This window comes from Enterococcus sp. 3H8_DIV0648 (assembly GCF_002140655.1).
In the GTDB taxonomy this organism is placed as follows: Bacteria; Bacillota; Bacilli; order Lactobacillales; family Enterococcaceae; genus Enterococcus_A; species Enterococcus_A hulanensis.
On sequence record NZ_NGLG01000002.1, the window covers coordinates 1,088,434 to 1,106,379 of the forward strand.

Sequence of the window (17,946 nt, forward strand, 5' to 3'; positions counted from 1 at the left end):
CACCATGATACACAACGTCTGCCACACTGAACCTAACGTGGCAGAGTACTTGGTGAACTAACCTAAATATCCGAACTACCTAGAGTAACACTGGACCGCAAAAGCAAGCTTTAATTACTGTTTTACTCATCGATTAAACAGCAAGAGCTTTCACTGATTCATCCACTAGATGGACGATTTACAGAAAAAAACAGCCCGATCAGGAGAAAAATTCTCTTGATCGGACTGTCTTATTTTGTTACTTTACTTTTTCGGTAGAACCACCAAAATAAGCAAGTAGTTCAGAATCATTTTTATGCTTTTGCAGCAGAAGGTTTCATACTCTTACGAATATAAGTAATACCTGTGTAAATGATTACTAAAATGATGATATAAGTTAGAATTTCTAAATCTAAGCCAGTTACAAATTTCGCAGCGATAATTACTCCGACAATCCCACCAACTGTGATCGCTAAACTAACCTTACGTGCATAATCACCTGTTTTAACAAAGTTCAAACTTGCGATTGGCATCAAACCAGCACATGATCCCATCATTACTGGGAAAGCAACTAGCGGGCTTAGGCCCAACATGTAAACCATTGCCATACATGGTGCGTACAAACCAACACCGATCGTCATCAATGCTCCTAAGAAGAAGTTGATCACAACACCGATGATCAATTTGATTCCTGTCAACGCTGTTGCTGTATTATCTGCACCTAAGATATCGATCCAACCTTGTTGACGCGCAAACATCAAAACAGCTGTTACGATCAAGGCCCAGCCCATCCAAAGTTGAACTTTCTTTTCTGGTAATCCAGTTACAAATTTTGAACCGATAAATGCACCGATTGTCGCAGACCCAACTAGAGCGAATAAAGTTACTGGAGAAACATCCACTACCTGAGTGAAGATAAACGCTTCAACTAATACCGGAATACCATGACCAACATTTAATGTTCCTGGCAATAAACGGTCAGAACTTAATTGCTTTGTAAAATCTAAAAGTAAGGTTGTAGGCGCAAAACTTCCGATTCCTAACGTATCTAAGAAGTCTGTAATAAAGCCGATAATTCCTGAGACAAACCAATTTCCATGTCCTAAATCATCCTTATGCTTGATACAGTCACGTCCCATATTTGCCGTGTGTAATAAAATCAAACCAACATAAATCGCTAATAATAGTGTTACCATATTACCCCTCCTCCATTTTTATCCCAGAAGGAAACCATCCTTCAAGGAATCTTTCGGATCAACTAAGAATGAGTTGTATCCAGTGACATAAGCCGAACCTGTTACACGAGGAATAATTGCTTTATACCCTCCAACTTCAGCCTCTTCTACAATTTCGCCTTTAAACTTCGTACACAAAATACTTTCATACACAAATGTATCGCCGACCTTCATCTCGCCTTTACCATATAGTGTTGCAAGTTTTGCGCTTGTACCAGTTCCACAAGGTGAACGGTCAACTTGTCCATCGCCAAACACAACGACGTTTTGATAAGTCGCATCTGGACTTGTAGCCGGTCCATAAAATTCAACAAGGTCAACTGTTTTGATATGTTCCAATGTTGGATGTTGAATTTCAATTTGTTCATTCACTGCATCACGAATGATCATACCCAGATCGTTAAATTTCGAAGCATTTTCTGGTTTGATTTCCAATCCAACAGATGCTGCCGGCAAGATCGCAAAGAAGCTTCCGCCGAAAGAAATATCCATTGCCAATTCACCAATTTCAGGAACATTGACTTTTACATTTTCTTTATAAAGGAATGATTCCACGTTTTCGAATGATACTGACTCTGCTGAGTAGTCTTCATCCAAATGTACTGTTCCGCGAACGATTCCTGCTGGTGTATCTTGAACAACTTTTACTTCACGGTCGCCTTCTTTTACTTCTACCCAGCCTTGTTCAACTGCTGATGTCATCGCCGCAATTGTGTTGTGTCCGCACATGTTCAAATAGCCGCCTGAATCCATAAAGATGATTCCATAGTCAGCTTCTTTGTGAACTGGTTCAGTGATAAAAGCGCCAAACATATCACGGTGCCCACGTGGTTCAAGCATCAACATTCTACGCAAGTCATCTGCTTCTGTTTCTAAATAAGCTCTCTTATCAGCCATTGTTTCACCTGGGAATTTTGGAATTCCACCGATGATTAAACGTGCAGCTTCACCTGCTGTATGAGTGTCGATCGCTGAGATCATTTTTGATACTTTCATGATTATCCTCCTTGTTCAAAGTAATGAATGATTTTTTCCGTTGAAAAAATCGCCTGATTCTCACGCCCATATATGATTCTGTTAAACGGCGTTCGAGATTTTTTTGTTCACTATTTCAATGATACTGCGAAAAGCAGCACTGACACCTTCGCTTCCTATTTAATTAAAATAGGACTCTGATGATTCATTCATCAACAATTACTCTAACGTACCTGTTGATTATCTTTTCGCATTTTTAATTTGATTGACGCAAGCGCTTTTACTGCATCCCGCTGATTAATCGTATTTTCGCCGACTACTTCCGTTTCGATACCCGCTTCTGATTTGTTAAAATCCAGTACGTGCGTGGTAAAGTCATTTTCAACCACAAACTTTGCTTGTGTACCAATGAACTTGAGTCCAATCACGCTGATATCTCGACGACCGATTTCCTCTAAGGTATTCGCAAAGTCCACATCTGAATTTCCCCAGCCGTCAGTTGCAGCAATCACACCATTTGTGCGCATTCCTTCCAACCATGCAGCGGTACGCTGCCCAACTAGGTATTTCATTGCGTTGCTCTGCGGTGTCCCCACGACCACGACTCCTTGAAAGTCGATATCGGGGTCCTTGCCTAAAAGTTCGACGAGGGGATCTTGAAAGTGATGCAGTGATGTTTCTTTTGTCGATGGGCCAATTCCCATAACGCCACCACCTATCCGTTATTCAGTTAAACCATGGAACGAATCGCTCCATCGCGATACTCATTTGCTGATAAAAAGACTGGCATATTGTTCATATCGATGATCGAACATCCACCTTTGAAACCACTTGGTTCATTTGGATAGAGCAGCATATCATACATCGCTCCTTGACCAGCCACTTGTTTGACCAAAGCGACTTTAGGTTTTCCGGGGTTGATATTCTCTTCAAAGACATGAGCTTCGCAAGCATCTTTACCTTCCAGCATCTTCATTCGTTCACGAATTTCTTGGATAAATTCATCCACGATCGCAAACATTTTGAGACAGAGCTCACGATTAAAAGGAGTCCCCTTTTTCGCTAGGAGATCTACTAAAATAATGTAGTCATCAGCGTTAGGCGTCCCTGCTCGATTCAATACTAAATGATCACGCAAAACACCCTCAGAAGAGCCAAATTCATGCATTTGTTCTCCTTCTTCAATAGCACCTGTCATAACGACAGAAACCCCAGTAAGTGTATGCGTGATCCCTGTACCCAACACACCCAACACCTTCGTAGAAATCGGAATGATATCCATGATGGTATTGGTTTCAACTTCATGTTGATGTGGTGGGAGTAATCGAATCGTCAGCTTCTGAATATCGGCGTCCTTGCAGTCAAAGTCTTGCTTGATTTGTAAGCGCGTTGGTTCGATACGAAAGTCGTTACCTGCAGTAACTTCTTCCATATGAAAAACTTTGATCTTTAAAGTTTCGCCTCGCATCATTCACACCTGCTTTCAACGTAAACGGCGATTAATAAGTAGCGCCTTCAGAAATAAGTCGAAAATTCACAAAAACTTGATAAACAGTTTTAGGAATTTTCGTCTTATTTCTCGACGCTGAGCACTTATTAAATCAGCCTCTTGATTTAGACGTGGGCAATGTATTCATAAGGTAATGGAACAATTTTCCCTGGCGTTTCGATTGTTACTAATGCTTCCAAAGTATCTTTCATGATACCTGTTTGCATTTCAATGTTATGTGGTTCACCAGCATTGGCACCCATTGGTACGCGCGGTGCAACAGCACGTGGAGTACCGTTTTGGCGTACAACTGGTGGTAACGCAGCGATTAAAATAGTAGGAATCCCTGCTTCCTCAATAGCTCTCTGCACGATCACGGCAGTTCTATGACAGGTTCCTCAGCCAGCGGTTAAGATGACTGCGTCAACTTCTTCTTCTACTAATTTTTGAGCAATAGCAGGTCCAGTCACATCGTGGAATGCGTCTTGGTCTCCGCCACCACCCATAAATGCGTAGTGTACAGGGGCAGATTCTTTGATGAATCCTTCCGCTGCTAATTCGTGCAGACGGTCTAATGGGAACATTGCGTTAATGTCGCGATTCGCATCGGCATTATCGTATCCTCCATGAGAAACCATCAAATCATCTGTTGCTGAAGTATCTGGTACTTCACGGAAAGAAGTATCTCCCGCTAAGTTGAATCGTTTATCTGTTTTCAAATGTACGCCGGCTGCAGTTGCTAATGCCACACGCATTTCTTTAAGCTCTTTTTTAACTGGGGTAAAGACAGATTTTGGCGTAATCGGCACAAAAATTTCTGACTGTAACCCTTCAAAGACTGTTAAGCCCATGTGTTAATTCTCCTCTCTTGCTTCTTCACGTTTTTTTCTGGCCTCGGCCCGACGACGTTCATGCTCATAAATAGCAGTCTTATAATGTTCATCCGGCTCTTCGGCCAAAACTTCTGGATAGGTCATTAAAAACCCAACTTCTTGACCGATTTCTAAATTATACTCAGAAATGATCATTCGACGGGGTATTTTAAGCTGGCCCAAACGACCTTTCAAGTCAATCGTTACGCTGGCATCATGAAGTTCAACGATAATCCCTTCAAACATCTGTTCCGTCGAAATATATTTGAGTTTGTTCATTCCATCCATTACTTCACCTTATTCTACTTCGTAAATTTCTTGGCGTTTTTTACTCTTAGGTAAGACTTGCTCATTATCTACTAGGTCAATTTTCTTACCTGTAGTTTTTTCAATGATTTCAATGTTGTTTGCTTTCACATTTGGATTCCATTTACGTTCAGCAGTTTTGATCGTACCGCCGCCCATTAATGTTTTCAACATTGCTAAATCACGAATCGCGTCTTCTTTACATAGTGTGTTATTAGACAAGATTTCATTTTCGATACCTTGCATTGATTTGTTGTTGTCAACCATTGCAATCATTTCTGGGTTTCCGACAACTAACGCACCTTGTACAGCTGAATAAGAGTCGCCGACAACTTTAATGCCGCGTTTGCCGATTTCTTCAATATGTGAAGCAAAGTCGATGTGGTTGTTACCAAATCCTTCGGTCGTAACGATCGCGCCATCTACATCCATTGCTTCGATCGTCATACCTAAACGTTTAGAAACATAGTATTTTTCAGTATTAGCTTGCGGAGAACCAACAAACATGATACCGACTAAATCGATTTCTTCATCTTCCATCGCTTCACGTACTAGAGGTTCTCTCCAGTAGTGACGAGAAGTTTCTTTTGATGCTGGTCCAATACATGTTAATGCATGGATCCCGCCGTCTAATACTTCAGTTGGTGCTAAGACAACTGGCAAGTTACCCAAGTCAACGTTAGGTTTTGCACCTAATGTTCCAACTGGTTCGATTGGCATAATCAAGTTATCGTGCATCGCACCTTGACCCATGATCTCTTTGACGATGATCACACGTTTGTTACCAATACGGCGTTTTTGTACGATCTCATCTTGTTCTACAACTAAAGATTCATCTGCTTTTTTAACTGCTTCGCGAATTTCTTGAGTAATGTAGTCAGATGCTTTATGAGCGGCTAATGGTCCAGGACGTTCCATATTCGCGCCTTCTTTAATCGTTACTTGTGTTTTGATAAAGATTTCGCCTTTATCTGGTGCACCAGGACGTCCCCACATGATGTTACGGTCTAGTTCACCTTCAGATGAACCGAATTCTCCGATTTGTACACCATTTGCGTCGGTACCTGTAAGAACCATTACAACGCCATCTAACACACGAGTAACGCCATGGCCGATATCTGCGCCATCAACTTTAGCAGCGATTGGTTGTACGTCCATGATTGTTTCACTGTATTCGTTGTATTTATCTGGTGTAATGATTTCAAAAGTAACACTTTCAACTAGTTCTTCTAGTTCTGCTGCTTCCGCACACATATCTTCCATTTTACGTAGAACTAATGTAGTGCCTTCAATTTTCGTTTCGTCACCGAAAATAACTTTTTCGATCTTCATGTGATCACGACGAACTGAACGAACTACTTTTTCTTCTACTTTAGCTTCAGGAGCCGCTGCTTCAACCGTTGATGCTTCTGGTGCTTGTGCTGCTTCAACTGGAGCCGCTGGTGCTGCTGGAGCTACACCCATTTGACCTGCAATAGACATTGGTACTTCTAGATCAATACCGCGTCCTTCAGCAATATGGATTTTGATTGTTTGTCCGCCGACTGGCGCAACTGGTGCTACCGGAGCAATAGGCGCTACAGGAGCTGGAGCTGCTTCTTCAGCAGGAGCTTCCTCTTCTGTTGCTTCTTCAGTGCCTTCAGAAACACCATCTAGTAATTCTTTTGTTAATGGAACCAACGCATCCGTTGTTTCTTTCAATGTCGTGCCAAGTACTTGTTCGATAGTTAGAGTACTTTCAGGTAATTCTAATAAACCTGAATCCTCTAAATCTGGAAAGATCGCTGGATCTTCTAAATCATCTGGTGCAATTACTTTGCCTGCTTCTGCACGGCAACATAGCACTGCAGGGTCTTTGGCATGTTCTTTAGCAGTTTCTGCTGTAATAGACATTCGTTAAATCCTCCTAAAATTTTTGATTAGTTTGTAGGTAATTTACGATATAGTCTGTGCCCATCTGCCCGCAGTACATGATCTGTATGATGATAAACCGGAACTCCTAACCTAGGAGCTACACCCATAACGGTGTTCGTTCAATCGGAACACGATCCAGTCATTACTACTTCTGCGCCTTGTTTCTTCAAGGACATAACAGTTGCAGCTTGACCTGGACAAATACCTGGCAAGGCACATCTATATCTTCCATTTACTTCTACCATTCGCTTGCATCTTTCAGCAGCGACAACTTCTGCGCCCATGTTGTTGGCAATCTCGGTCATCCGTTCGGCAGAACCGCCGCACTCGCAAATCAAAAGACCGACTTTACGACTTTCTTGAGGGAATGGCATTGCGACTAACACACCACCACTAGTTTTAGTGATAGGAGTCATCTCATCGCCGCTTCTTCCCGTCATTGGTCCGCCGATTACGATCTCGCCATGCGGTTCGACATATCCGCCAACATTGTTGATCAATGTTTTAACTGGTGTCCCGATTGGCACATCAACAAATACAGTTTCTTTTTGTTTTACACGACCTGATACGGTCACATCTTTGTCAATGAACGGTTTGCGATCTTCAATTGCTTCCGCGATTCGTTTAATCGTTTCCACATTATCAATCACCGCACCAACTTCTGTTGGAAGCTGGCCTGGTTCTAAAACAATGTCCATTACTTCACGAACGATCATTCGTTCATCCCCTGCTGGATAAATATCCGGCAGTTGGTAAACATCAAGCGTTGGTTCATTGTCCACTGCTTTTAACAACCGTGCGACTAACAACCGATGCTTGCCTTTCACAGCAATGACACCTTTAGGAGCGTTAGTCATCTCCATACAGTACTTCATTCCGCGAATCAATTGATCGATGTGTTCGCTCATCTGTTTCACGTTATGCGCTAGCAATGCTTCACATTCAGCACCGTTTGCGATAAATGTTCCTTCTGGAATATCACAAGCCAGTTTCAAAAAAGTTGGAAAACCAGCTCCTCCAGCACCGACAATACCTGCTGCTTCGACTGCTTTTGCATTAGACTCTGTATCAGGAATAGGTAGATATTTAGAAAAATCCTGTTCTTCATCAATTGTCAGAACGATATTTTCACCATCAACATCTACTACTTTCCCAGAAAAACTTGCATGGATATTTGCACCTAAGCCATTTGGTTCTGCAATCAATTGTCCTCGTTGGACTTGATCACCCGCCTTTACGATCCCTTTACAAGGAGCGCCGACATGTTGTTTTAATGGTATAAGAATTTGTGTCAAATTATTTCACCTCCTCGCTTCTTTGTTTGTTCGAACTTGAGCAAATCAGCCACCCGTAGTTCATGTAAATAATAGCACAATCACCCATCATGTAAAAGGTCGTTTCTTGATTATTTTGATATTTTCTGACAAATAACTTTACGAAATGTATATTTTTTTGGATTCTCTAATTAAATTTTCATCAAACTTGTCAACTTCACAAAAAGCGTTTGCAAATACTAACTTAAACCTATTTTTATCCAGCAGGTTTAACCGTTAATCCAATTAATATCTGACAGTTCTTTATAGGAAGATTAGTTATTTCACAAATGAATTTAGCTTTCACTATCGTTATTTAATCGAGACTCATTATCAGTTGAAACAGAACTCTATAGCTGTCTCTTATACACATCTAGATGTGTATATAAGACAAGAACTCTATAGATTCCATTTATCAATTAAATCTACTACCTTAAGTGAAATTTATATGTATAACTGTTCACATTAGTCTTTCTCATCTTGCATCTACAATTCTTTCGGCTGTTTATAAACGCAAAAAAGCTCCTGTCTTTTTTAGACAGGAGCTTAATACTTCTGATTAATCGTCTTGTTCTAAACGGTCGAGTGTCTTACTTCCAAACCAAAGTATTAGACCTAACACAATAACAACTGCAGCCAGAATACCGTAACCCATTTGGAAACGAGCTGGATCACTTGTTTCTAAAACTGCATAAATTTTAGGATAAATCATCGTCGCAAAGAATACTGCGATAGGCCATAAACCCAATAGTAAGCCCATCACTTTAGCTGGTGCTAGTTTAGCGATAAATGAATTCCCTAAAGGAGAAAAGATCATTTCACCGACAGACATCAACAAACTTACCATAACTAACCAAATAATTGAAGTGGTTCCATTACCAACAATATCAGCAAATACCATGACAACATAAGAAACACCAACTAGAATCATTCCTAAAGCGGTTTTCTTAAACATACTCATATCGCCTTTAGGACGAGCAGCCAGCTTAGTCCATAAACGTCCCAATAATGGGCCTAAAACAATACAAGTCAAAGCATTCATTGAGTCAAAATAAGATGTTGGAATTTGGAAGCTTCCAATCATCCAGTTAGCACGACCTAAGAAGCCGGCACCATCACCATAACCAAAGTAATAGTAAGCTGGCATATATGCTAGATACCAAACTGTCCAAAAAACAATGGAGAATATCGTAACTAAAATAATCGCCAAAATACGTTTTTTATCTCCAGAAGTTAGCTTAGTATCAGCACCTTCTTCTTTTTTACCAGCAGATTCAAATTTACGTTGGTCAACCTTAAATGGTTTTTTACCAGCTTCACCTAATGAACGGCTATTAAAAATGAACCAAAGTGCATCAATCAATAGTAAAATACCACAAATCAAGAAAACAAAATTATAGCCGAATGGTTTAATCAACAACACTAAGAACGTTGTTCCAATGAACGATCCAATATTTACAAATGAATACTGAACAGAAAATGCTTCATTTAATGCTTTTTCATCATCAAAAAGGAGCCCGTTAACACCGGATAAATTCCCTTTAAATAAGCCAGTCCCAATAGATACTAAAATAATCATAATCCAAACCATTGTAAGAGAGTGTGCTTGCCAAGTGAATAGATAGCCTATTCCCATCAAGACCATTCCGGCAGCCACACACAAACGTGGACTTAACCAATAGTCAGCTAACCACCCTCCAACAATTGGAGTTATATACGTCATTGCAACGAATGCGGCTGAAACTGATGCTGCTTTTGCAGTTGATAGTCCAAGACCACCAGACCCTACGTTAACTGCGATCCAAATCGCTAGCATATATTTTACTGTGTAAAACGCACACCGTTCAAATGAGAACCCTAGTGCACAGACGTAAAACCCAAAAGGCTTCTTAGTTTTTACTGGAGTTGTTTCCACTATCATTCCTTCTTTCTTCTAAAAAAATTAATCGTTCGCTAATAACCAATCTTCCAACAATTTCATATACTTCTCACGTTCTTCAACAAAAGGCATATGTCTGCTATAAGCAAACAATTCCCATTTTGCTCCTGGAATCGCGTCGTACATGGTTTTTGCTACTAAAGGTGTACACAAATCGTTTGTGCCGCTAGTAACAAGTGTCGGTATAGTTACATCTTGTAATTTTTCAGTGTAATCATACCCGTGCAAAGTTCCTTCTGGTGAATATTCGTTTGGTCCCCAAGCTGTTACATAGCTTTCTGTTCCTGCTACTTTTTTACGCCACAAAGGTTCAGGATCTTTTTCGGTAAATACCGGTGCCGCATGGCGTACCATAAAGCGATCATTCGCTGCTAAATAAGCAGGATCATCATAAACACCCGTTTCTTCCGCTTTCGCAATTGCCGCTTGGTCTTCTTCCGACATGAATTTAATCATCCGATGTTGTTCTTGAGCCCATAATTTAGCAGAAGGTAAAGTACTTGAAAGTACCATACTCTTAATGCCTTTTGGTGCATAATCACAAACATAGATGATCTCTAACATTCCGCCCCAAGATTGTCCTAATAAATGGACTTCATCCAGACCCAGATGCTCTCTTAGTGCGATCAATTCATTGACCCATGTTTCAGCCGTCCAAAGTTCCGGCTGTGAAGGTACCGCAGACTTACCGCAACCTAATTGATCATACATGATGATCTGGCGGCCATCGACCGCCATTTCATCAAGTACTTCAAAATAGTTATGGGTTGATCCGGGTCCGCCGTGCATGACAATCAATGGTTTCTTATCACCAGCTTGTTCACCAACAATCCGGTAATAAGTTTGATGCCCTAGATAAGGCATATATCCTTCTTCGATTTTCATACGTTGCGCGGCCTCCTAACCGATTACTTCTAAGTCTTTAGGATAATGATTCAAGTTTTCACAGCCATCTTCTGTTACGATTACCAAGTCTTCGATACGCACGCCAACTTCGCCTGGAATATAGATTCCTGGTTCGATTGAGAAGACATTGCCAACTTCAGCAACATTATCGTTTGCTCCTGAAACATCACCTGTTTCGTGACAATCGATTCCGATGAAGTGTCCTAGGCGATGAGTAAAGTATTCGCCATAGCCTTTTTCTGTAATATAATCACGGGCTGCAGCGTCAAGATCAGAAAGCTTCACTCCTGGTTTCACTAAATCAATCGCACGTTGAGCTGCTTCTTTTACGATTTCATAAACTTCACGGCCTTTGTCAGAAACTTCTTTATAGAAGAATGTCCGAGTCATGTCTGAAGCATATGAATTCTTGATGCCGCCAATGTCTAGAATGACAGAATCCCCTGGTTTTACTTTTGAATCATCCGTTTCGTGGTGAGGGTCTGCAGCATTTGCGCCATAACCAACGATTGGATCAAATGAGAAGCCTGTGTTGCCTAACTCTTTGTAAATTTGACCTAGCTTGTCTGCCATTTCAGCTTCAGTTAATTCTTCAGGCAATAATTTCTTCAAACGATCAATAGCAATCTCATTATCAGCCTGTGCTTCACGCATCAATTGCTTTTCTTCTTCGTCTTTGATAGCACGAACCGCATCAGTCACTTCTGAACCATTACCTAATTTGGCATTTGGAACAAGTTCTAACAAGTGTAATAAGAAATGAGCAGGCCAGTTCTTGTCTACACCAATTTTTTGGTCAGTATCAACATACTCAAGAACTTTCTTCACAGCATCGTCGGTATCATCAATAAATACTTTTTCCACGCCCAAGTCTTCTTCGATTGGGAATAATTTGTTAACGATCAATGTGTTTTTGTTATCTGGAGTAATCACTAATACTAACAACCGTTCACCAGGATGAATCCAGCGACCAGTTAGATAGAAAATAGTTGTTGGATCTGAAACTAACAGTTGGCCATAACCTTGTTCTTTCATTTTTTCAATTACTCTTTCAACGCGACGTTCTTTCAAAATGTTTCACTCCTTCTATTGATATATTGTTTGCCTGTCGGCATTATTAAAAACAGCTCTGCTTTCACGTAGCTGTTAATAATCTCTTTGCGCGGAAACTCACTGCTATGCAACAGTTCGGAATTAGTAACAAAAAAATTGTGCAACTATTCACCTATCACTAGTTTTAAAATAACCATAAATCCATTTGAATTTCAAGTCTTTAGACGAATAAATTCAAATTTAATTGTTCGTATCCGCTTCCACTAGTTTACTATATCTTTTGGCTTATTTAAACAATTCTTTAAACTTTTTTTCGAAATCATCGCCTATCTGGAATAATTCTAAAAAAACTATCCCAAAATCTATTATATCTCCAGTTAATTACCTTCCTTATCTTTCTCTCATTAAATTGTTTTTTAATTAAAAAAATGGGATTTTCAATAACATCTACTATAACGATCTGGCTGTTTTTTTGTTATCATAATAAAATAAAAAACAATCCTGTTATACAACAAGACTGTTAAGTGTGTTTATTCATGAGAATGAATTTTTATTCTTTTGCATTTTATGATAAGAATAGAAGAATTTTGGCGATAATTCATATCCTACGGTGATTCCCACCGCAATCGCGATGGCGATCTTCAAAACTTGCACGCCAATCTGAGCTGCTTTAATAGAATCACCAATGAAGAAATTATAAGTAAAATTGTAAATCCCCATCCCCGGAACGAGACAAAAAATACCGCAAATCAAAAAAATCGTCACTGGTGCTTTTAGAGCAAACGAGGCTTCTCGTGAAAGATAGATCAGAGCCAATGAGGCAATGAAGGTCGCTGCTATTGGTGCAACCCAAAAATGCATGATCAATAAATAGATAAACCAGCCGCATGCGCCGATTACTCCGCAATGAACATAGTAGCGGCGTGGTACTTCGAACAAAATTGCAAATGAGATGGTACCTAGAAAACCTGCTAAAACCTGAAACAAACCATTTATCATCGGCTTCACTCCTCTCACCATTTTTAGAAAATCATTCTTAACTACATGATGCTGAATACTTTTAAAACTAAGCCAACTCCAACTGACACGCAGAGAGCCGTGATCAATGCGTAGATCATCTGTCCCCAACCAGAGCTATAATCACCATCAAATAAATAACGAATCCCATTAACGACTGCCACTCCCGGTAAAAGGGAAATAATCCCCCCAGTAACTAGACTCGTCAATTGCAATACTGGGAAAAAATGAACAAATAAACAAGCCAAAATACTGACAAACCCACTGCAAGTAATCGTCGAAATAATATCTGACATATTGAATTTTGGTAATAAGTACATAGAAAAGCAGGCTAACAGCACACCTAAAAAGAGAGCGCCGATCGTATCCCACAAGCTTCCACCAAAAATAAAACAGAAACTAGCGCTACCAAAAGCATAGGCAAAAATTTTCAATGGATTGGAAGCAAAAGTTTCCTGCTTAATCTCTTGCAGCCACTCATTCGCTTCTTCGGGACTCAAGCGTTTTTCAGTTAACCTTCGCGATAAGGTGTTAATTTGTTCGATACGTCCCAAGTTAATTGGTGAGATCGGAATATCTCGAACCCGCGCTTGAACAGTTTGGTCTTTCAACCGCGCCGTCATAAAAATACCATTGATTAACACAAAACTATCAAATTCTTTCAAGTCTAATGCTTCCGCAATATGACGAATAGTCGTCTCGATCCGTTTGATTTCTGCACCATTCTTTAATAAAGTTTCACTAATATCATAGACAAAATCAAAAGATTCCCGTTCATCCATCGGTCTCCCTCCTTTTTTCTATTGGAAAATTCTCCAACTTGTTCATCGTTTAAGCTTTAGAAAATGATTTAGTGCACGAAATCTGACAGCAACAACACTAATAGCATCGCTTTTCATTGAAAAAACATCGTGACTAACTGTTAAAAAACGACGACAGCTTTTGCCGTCGTCGTCTTAGTATAGCCTATCTCACGCTTATAATTCAATCAAATCATGAGAAATGCTGATCATATTTTCATAGCCGTTATCAGTGATCAAAACTTGGTCTTCGATTCGTACACCGCCCCAATCTGGAATGTAGATTCCTGGTTCAATGGTCATCACCATACCTGTTTCCAATACGTCATCATATTGTTCATCAATGTATGGTAATTCGTGTACAAACAAACCGATACTGTGGCCGATATTACGGTAGGTATATTGTGGATACTCGGTACCTTCTAACGGTTTCAATGATGCTTGATAAATATCTTTCACCGCAGCACCATTTTTCATTACAGCTTCTGACGCTTCTAAGCTTTGTTTTTCCAGTTCGTAAACTTCGCGTTGTTTATCTGATGCTTTACCGACAACAACTGTTCGCGTCATATCAGACATGTAGCCTTCATACTGACAACCAAAATCCATTAAGACAAAGTCGCCATATTCAATTGATTTTTTCGATGGAATCCCGTGTAATAACGATGTATTTGCTCCGGAAATCAAAATATTCCCATAAGGCTGTGTATCCGCCCCTTCTTGTACCATATACATAGAAAGTCTGGCAGCTAACTCTTTTTCGGTAACCCCAACGCGAATGTCATCCAAAATTCGATTAAACGCACGACAAGAAATTTCACACGCATTACGCATGTATTGAATTTCTTGAGGGGATTTAATTGCCCGCATGCGATCAATCACACCGCCGGCTTGTACGAATTCGGCTGTTGTTTTCGACGTGAAATCAGAATACATATCATAGGTTAAATAATCCGCCTCAAAAGCGATCGTTTTTAAGTTTTTCTCACTAGCTAAGCGCGCCACAGTATCTCCAACAGTTCGACCAGGCAGGCGCCAATTGATAATTTCATAATCTGGTACTTCGATATCCGCCTGTTCGGTATAGCGCGGATCTGTTAAAAAGTATTGTCCTTCTTGTGTGAGCAAAATGAATGAATCGTCTCCTGTCCAACCGCTAGTAAAACGAACGTTCACCCTTTTGGCAATAAAAAAAGCATCCAGTTTTTCTTTTTCCAAATACGCACGAATCTTTCCTTCGTTTAACATTGTCACACGTTCCTTTCTGTTTTGAAGTTCTAGCCTTCTAATAAATAGAGTAGCAGTCAGCAGAACTTTGGTCAACGCTTTCAAAAAATTGGATAAAAAAAGGGAAAAAAGTTTATTCAACTTTCTTCCCTTAGGTTTATTTACGTTGATGGCGACTCATACGAGTTCTTGGTGCATCAGTTGGTGGTCTATCTGTTTTATTTGCAGCAGTACTTTCTGGTTCACGTGGTTTACGAACTTCTTTACGTGTCAAAATTTCTTGCTTAGGTTCGGTAACTCGTGGCTGTAGATCAGCTTTTTCTGCTTTTTTACGCTTAGCGGCTTTTCTTAATTCAGAAACATCCCGTGTAGCGCCCTCTTCCTCTGTTTTTACTGAAGACTTTTTGGTTCGCTTCGGCAGTTCAGGAAGCTTGAAGGTGTTGATTGTTTGTTCTTCTTGGAAAAATGGCACTAGCTGTAAAAATAAATTGCCTAGATACCCTGCCAACCAGATCCATAAAAACAATTCTACTGGAAACAGCAATAAAAACAGACATGCCGTTGCAAAAGGCTGTTTCAAAATCACTGCGCAGGCACTAGCCGTAAACACAGCAACTAGTAAACCTGGTGAGTATGGCAGCAAATTCGCAAAGGCTAATCCGACCGCAATGCTGGCAAAAATCATTGGAAAGATTGTTCCTCCGCGCCAATTACAGGCCAAACAGATTATCGTTATGGCAACTTTACCAAATCCAATCAGCAGTAAGATGAAGAAGCTCATCGTCTCCGCTTGTCGGGTAAAGGATAGCAAAGTATGCTCACCAGAAAATAGAAAGTATGGTGAAATCGTTCCTAAAACGCCTAAAAGAATTCCAGCAAAGATCGCCAGCGGTAATGGATTACGAATCCGTTGATTCAGCTTCTCGCCTCTTTCTTGCGATACTAAGAAGAATTTTCCGAAAAGCGCTCCTAAAATAATCATCGGAATGACTAACAATAAGCCTTGCCAAGTAAAACTACTTTCCATTCTTCGAATCGCAAAGACTTGCTCTTGATTCGGAAAAATACTATAGGTTAGAAGATAGCCAATAAAGCCAGTAAAAGTAGTAAAAATATATAAGACATACTTTTTGAGTTTACTTTCCGTAACAACCTGCCAATCGTCCCGTTCCACAGAACGTCCAACACCGAATAGTGGTGTCATAAAGATAACTCCCAATGAGGTTCCCACACCAAACTCAATCATGTCAGCTTGCTGAGGCTCAGCAATTTTCCTGCGATCTGCTATATATGTTATTAATCCACCGATAATGGCTACTAACGCTGCCTCTGGTCCTAAGCTTGCTCCAAAGAACAGTACAATTAAGGAGCCTAATAAATTTCGTACCAGCTTGCCATCGTGATAATCAATTCGGTTGGTTTCTTCATATTCTGTGAATGATTCTTGTAAGGTTCGGGGGTAGCGGCCGAATGTTTTCACAAAAAAGCCAATCGCTACGCCTCCAATTGTACAAATGATCAGAGGATAAAAGCGTGGATCACCGATTGCTTTGGGCAAAATTTGCCACAAAAGTTGATTTCCAAGCTCCGTCAACCCCATAAATAAAGCTACAATGACTCCGACAGCTAGTCCTAAAAGACCACTATAGCCAAAAAATGATAGTTTAAACTTATTCATATAATTAACCTTTCTCTAGATAGACTCCGCTACATTATAACAAAGGTTGGCCGTCTTAGGAGAGATTTTGGGCGACTTTTCGTGTTTTTTGTTGTGTGTTTTTTTGTTGAATAGTCAATTGAACAGATGAAAGCGTTTGTTGTAATTCTGGTGTTAACTGATAGTGATCAATTAAATATTGACGCGTTTTTTCGGTAAAGAAACCCTTCATGAATGCAAAGAAGAAACCTTCAGGATTTTTGACCGTCTTGTAGCGATACATTTGTTCAATTGCTTTAGCTATGGCATCGCTGATACCTGTTTTGAAATAATCATTGTGCTCAAAGGTCAATACGTCTGCTTCAGCTGGCAATCCAGCATTTATATATTGTTGAGAACTCGCATATTTAGCTTTAAAAATCGTATCAACAAACCAACGTGCTTTGCGATAATTGCCTTCACAAAAAGGTAAGAATCGGTTAAATGCTTGTTGAGGCAATAAATGCGCATAGCGAACACTTAACCCGTCAATGAGACTTTCTTCTTGAGAAATCTCAGCTATTTTAGCTGCGTTGTTTGTTGCTTTTGTTTCTCTTGTGTTTTGGTTTGCTAATTGTTTTTGTGTACTTGTAAGCAAATTTTGCGAGTTCGCAGCTGCAGATTCTGCGTCTCTGTCCACAGTGGATAACTCTTCTTTTCTAGGTAAGTCGTTTTCCACAGTTTTAACTGATTTGGTGCTAGTATAATTTTTGAAAGAAAGTTGCACAACGATATCTTTTTCAGAAGCTTTAGGATTTGCAACATAAATACGATAATTTTTAAGTCCATGACGAAGAATCTGGATTAAACCAGCTGCAATTAAAGTATTTTTCAAATTAGTAACTTTCCGTTCTGACACGCGCAACAAAGCGGCAGCCTCTTCATTGGAAAAGTAAATGTATGGTTTCCCAGCTTCATCAAGCCAGCTTCCGTCTTTTTGAGAATTGTAAATGCTGCAAGTCATACGCATCGTGTATAGAGCATGGAGCATCATTGCTTCAATAGAAAGATTTTCGTATTTTGGATTATTGATCAGATTTAAATCGATTGGAATATAATTCCCATTTGGTAAGTTTGTTGCGGTCATGATATTATCTAAATTTATGGACATGACAAAAAAACCTCCTTAGATTACTTTCAAAGTTATTACGAAAGTTTTAAAGGAATGCTTACTGTCACAGGATATTTGATTGAGAAAGCAACCAAAATATGGTATACTTAATAA

At 39.9% G+C, this 17,946-nt stretch carries 16 protein-coding genes; all 16 read right to left on the reverse strand.

Annotation, left to right across the window (positions count from 1 at the left end):
• Positions 1-293: 293 nt before the first annotated feature.
• Positions 294-1,175: a sulfite exporter TauE/SafE family protein gene (locus A5875_RS21445; protein WP_088935592.1), complete on the reverse strand. Its 882-nt coding sequence runs from the start codon at positions 1,173-1,175 to the stop codon at positions 294-296.
• Positions 1,176-1,193: 18 nt separating this feature from the next.
• On the reverse strand, positions 1,194-2,210 hold the full coding sequence (locus A5875_RS21450; protein WP_088935593.1) for a proline racemase family protein: 1,017 nt from the start codon (positions 2,208-2,210) through the stop codon (positions 1,194-1,196).
• A 203-nt stretch (positions 2,211-2,413) separates the two neighbouring features.
• Positions 2,414-2,893 (reverse strand): glycine/sarcosine/betaine reductase component B subunit, encoded by a 480-nt coding sequence (locus tag A5875_RS21455; protein WP_088935594.1) that lies wholly within the window; start codon positions 2,891-2,893, stop codon positions 2,414-2,416.
• Between the two features lie 26 nt (positions 2,894-2,919).
• Entirely contained in the window at positions 2,920-3,657 is a 738-nt protein-coding gene (prdD, locus tag A5875_RS21460; protein WP_088935595.1) for a proline reductase cluster protein PrdD, read from the reverse strand.
• 146 nt (positions 3,658-3,803) lie between these two features.
• On the reverse strand, positions 3,804-4,529 hold the full coding sequence (prdB, locus tag A5875_RS24235; protein ID WP_088935596.1) for a D-proline reductase (dithiol) protein PrdB: 726 nt from the start codon (positions 4,527-4,529) through the stop codon (positions 3,804-3,806).
• 3 nt (positions 4,530-4,532) lie between these two features.
• Positions 4,533-4,838 carry a CBO2463/CBO2479 domain-containing protein gene (locus tag A5875_RS21470; protein WP_010741587.1) on the reverse strand — a complete coding sequence of 102 codons (306 nt, stop codon included), beginning with the start codon at positions 4,836-4,838 and terminating at the stop codon, positions 4,533-4,535.
• A gap of 9 nt (positions 4,839-4,847) precedes the next feature.
• Positions 4,848-6,749, reverse strand: coding sequence for a D-proline reductase (dithiol) proprotein PrdA (gene prdA, locus A5875_RS21475; protein WP_088935597.1), 1,902 nt, complete (start codon positions 6,747-6,749; stop codon positions 4,848-4,850).
• Positions 6,750-6,775: 26 nt separating this feature from the next.
• On the reverse strand, positions 6,776-8,065 hold the full coding sequence (gene prdC, locus A5875_RS21480) for a proline reductase-associated electron transfer protein PrdC (protein ID WP_171005002.1): 1,290 nt from the start codon (positions 8,063-8,065) through the stop codon (positions 6,776-6,778).
• Between the two features lie 577 nt (positions 8,066-8,642).
• The gene (locus A5875_RS21485; protein WP_088935599.1) at positions 8,643-9,998 is read right to left on the reverse strand and encodes a peptide MFS transporter; all 1,356 of its coding nucleotides are present in this window, start codon (positions 9,996-9,998) and stop codon (positions 8,643-8,645) included.
• Between the two features lie 27 nt (positions 9,999-10,025).
• Positions 10,026-10,907, reverse strand: a complete 882-nt coding sequence (gene pepI / locus A5875_RS21490; protein ID WP_088935600.1) for a proline iminopeptidase — start codon at positions 10,905-10,907, stop codon at positions 10,026-10,028.
• A gap of 15 nt (positions 10,908-10,922) precedes the next feature.
• Entirely contained in the window at positions 10,923-11,999 is a 1,077-nt protein-coding gene (locus tag A5875_RS21495; protein WP_088935601.1) for a M24 family metallopeptidase, read from the reverse strand.
• A gap of 516 nt (positions 12,000-12,515) precedes the next feature.
• Positions 12,516-13,001 (reverse strand): threonine/serine exporter family protein, encoded by a 486-nt coding sequence (locus A5875_RS21500; protein WP_088935602.1) that lies wholly within the window; start codon positions 12,999-13,001, stop codon positions 12,516-12,518.
• 20 nt (positions 13,002-13,021) lie between these two features.
• Complete coding sequence (locus A5875_RS21505; protein WP_088935603.1) at positions 13,022-13,780, reverse strand: threonine/serine ThrE exporter family protein; 759 nt, start codon at positions 13,778-13,780, stop codon at positions 13,022-13,024.
• Between the two features lie 195 nt (positions 13,781-13,975).
• A complete protein-coding gene (locus A5875_RS21510) occupies positions 13,976-15,046 on the reverse strand; it encodes a M24 family metallopeptidase (protein WP_088935604.1) in 1,071 nt (356 codons plus the stop codon).
• A gap of 136 nt (positions 15,047-15,182) precedes the next feature.
• Positions 15,183-16,703, reverse strand: coding sequence for a chloride channel protein (locus tag A5875_RS21515; RefSeq protein ID WP_088935605.1), 1,521 nt, complete (start codon positions 16,701-16,703; stop codon positions 15,183-15,185).
• Positions 16,704-16,758: 55 nt separating this feature from the next.
• Positions 16,759-17,832 (reverse strand): replication initiator protein A, encoded by a 1,074-nt coding sequence (locus A5875_RS21520; RefSeq protein WP_088935606.1) that lies wholly within the window; start codon positions 17,830-17,832, stop codon positions 16,759-16,761.
• Positions 17,833-17,946 lie beyond the last annotated feature (114 nt).

Coding starts and splice junctions, on each gene's coding strand:
- A5875_RS21445 (WP_088935592.1), bottom strand. CDS start 1,175: ATGGTAACACTATTATTAGCGATTTATGTTGGTTTGATTTTATTACAC.
- A5875_RS21450 (WP_088935593.1), bottom strand. CDS start 2,210: ATGAAAGTATCAAAAATGATCTCAGCGATCGACACTCATACAGCAGGT.
- A5875_RS21455 (WP_088935594.1), bottom strand. CDS start 2,893: ATGGGAATTGGCCCATCGACAAAAGAAACATCACTGCATCACTTTCAA.
- prdD (WP_088935595.1), bottom strand. CDS start 3,657: ATGCGAGGCGAAACTTTAAAGATCAAAGTTTTTCATATGGAAGAAGTT.
- A5875_RS21470 (WP_010741587.1), bottom strand. CDS start 4,838: ATGGATGGAATGAACAAACTCAAATATATTTCGACGGAACAGATGTTT.
- prdA (WP_088935597.1), bottom strand. CDS start 6,749: ATGTCTATTACAGCAGAAACTGCTAAAGAACATGCCAAAGACCCTGCA.
- pepI (WP_088935600.1), bottom strand. CDS start 10,907: ATGAAAATCGAAGAAGGATATATGCCTTATCTAGGGCATCAAACTTAT.
- A5875_RS21500 (WP_088935602.1), bottom strand. CDS start 13,001: ATGGTGAGAGGAGTGAAGCCGATGATAAATGGTTTGTTTCAGGTTTTA.
- A5875_RS21505 (WP_088935603.1), bottom strand. CDS start 13,780: ATGGATGAACGGGAATCTTTTGATTTTGTCTATGATATTAGTGAAACT.
- A5875_RS21510 (WP_088935604.1), bottom strand. CDS start 15,046: ATGTTAAACGAAGGAAAGATTCGTGCGTATTTGGAAAAAGAAAAACTG.
- A5875_RS21515 (WP_088935605.1), bottom strand. CDS start 16,703: ATGAATAAGTTTAAACTATCATTTTTTGGCTATAGTGGTCTTTTAGGA.
- A5875_RS21520 (WP_088935606.1), bottom strand. CDS start 17,832: ATGTCCATAAATTTAGATAATATCATGACCGCAACAAACTTACCAAAT.